A 1,679-nucleotide genomic window follows, 5' to 3' on the forward strand; every position below is an offset into this window, starting at 1 on the left:
CTGGATCGCCTCGGTCAGCCTCGGGTACGACGCCGACGGCAAGCGCGTCGTCAAACGCGCCAGCGGACGCACCAAGACCGAGGCCAAGGCCAAGCTCAAGGAACTGCTGCGACTGCGGGAAATGGGCCCGGAGGAGGCCGAGGTCGTTCCCGCGATGCCGGCGGGCAAGGAGCCGGAGGGCACCGTGGGCGGGGCCGTGGAGAACTGGCTGCGCTACGGCCTCACCGACAAGGACCCGGCCACGGTCGCCAACTACACCACCCTGTGCGGCACTCACATCCTCCCCGCGCTCGGGCACCTCGCTCTGCACGAGTTGCACGTCGACCATGTCGACGCCTGGCTCGCGGCGAAGGCCAAGGTGCTCAGTACCCGGACGCTGAAGGCGATTCACTCCTGTCTCAGCCGGGCCGTCCAGCGGGCCGTGGTGCGGGACAAGGTCTCCCGCAACGTCGTCGCGCTGTGCACCGTCCCGCCCGGCCGGCCCGGCCGCCCGTCCAAGGCGCTCACCTACGGCCAGGCCAAGGCCATTCTGAAGGGAATCGAGGGTGACCCGATGGAGGCCTACATCGTCCTCTCCCTGCTCACCGGGGCAAGGACCGAGGAACTGAGGCCCCTGACCTGGGACCACGTCCATCTGGAGGGGCAGCCGGACGCGGAGCCGCCGATCCCGCCGCACATCGCCGTCTGGCGGTCGGTCCGGACAGGAGGCGACACCAAGACCCACAGGTCACGGCGGACCCTCGCGCTGCCCGCCCGTTGCGTCACCGCCCTGCGGTGCCACCGCGCCGCGCAGGAAAGGCAACGGAAGCAAGCAGGCGGAAGCTGGAACCAGGCCAACCTCGTGTTCACCTCCGCCACGGGGACCGAGCTCGATGCCGCGAACGTCCGGCGGGCCTTCCGCCGCGCCATCGCCAAAGCCGAGGGGATCAACCCCCACGAGTGGACCTCCCGGGAGCTGCGGACCAGCTTCGTGTCCCTGCTCTCCGACCGGGGCGGGCTGCCGGTGGAGAAGATCGCCCAGCTGGTGGGGCATGCGAGTACGTCCACCACAGAGAGGATCTATCGAAAGCAGATCCGACCCGTCATCCAGACCGGGGCGGTGGCCATAGACCGCGTCTTCGCCCAAGAGCGGGCGCGGTAGTCACGCAGATAGTCACTCAGGGACGACAAAGAGGCCGCCTCCCCGAAGGGAGGCGGCCTCTGACCTGTGGAGCTAAGGAGAATTGAACTCCTGACCTCTTGCATGCCATGCAAGCGCTCTACCAACTGAGCTATAGCCCCTTGCCTGTCCCGCTTCGGGGGGCTTCCCCCTCGGCGGTGAGCCCTACTCTACACGGCCGGTGGGGGCGTTTGCCAAATCCGTATCGGGGGGAGAGGGAGCGGGGTCAGACGCTGGCGAAGGAGTAGAAACGCTTCAGCGCGCAGTGCTCGTCGAGGAGGCGGCCGTAGATCGGCTCGCCCTCCAGTTCGCGGTAGACCTCGATGGGGTCGCCCTTGATGATCAGGGCGCGGGCGCACTCGACGCACCAGTACTGGTAGGCGGCGTTCACCGGCTGGAGATCGCGGACGATCGGCGTTCCGGCGCCGCACCAGTCGCACTTCCTGCTGTGTGCACCCATGAGCTATCGGCTCCACCCTCGGTCGTGGGCTGTGCACACGTGGCATACCCCTCCGTCGAG

The 1,679-nt window shown here is 68.3% G+C and carries 2 protein-coding genes and 1 tRNA gene; 1 reads left to right on the plus strand and 2 read right to left on the minus strand.

Features of this window, described 5'->3' with window-relative positions; all coding sequences use genetic code 11:
* Nucleotides 1–1,141: site-specific integrase (locus D7231_RS34540; RefSeq protein ID WP_147449874.1), on the plus strand; the 1,141-nt coding region annotated here is incomplete at its 5' end.
* A gap of 67 nt (nucleotides 1,142–1,208) precedes the next feature.
* Here D7231_RS34540 and D7231_RS34545 read toward each other — a convergent pair.
* Nucleotides 1,209–1,281: transfer RNA gene (locus D7231_RS34545), tRNA-Ala, on the minus strand.
* 104 nt (nucleotides 1,282–1,385) lie between these two features.
* Complete coding sequence (locus D7231_RS34550; protein ID WP_120760294.1) at nucleotides 1,386–1,619, minus strand: hypothetical protein; 234 nt, start codon at nucleotides 1,617–1,619, stop codon at nucleotides 1,386–1,388.
* Nucleotides 1,620–1,679 lie beyond the last annotated feature (60 nt).

Source organism: Streptomyces klenkii (genome assembly GCF_003626645.1).
GTDB classification, from domain to species: Bacteria; Actinomycetota; Actinomycetes; order Streptomycetales; family Streptomycetaceae; genus Streptomyces; species Streptomyces klenkii.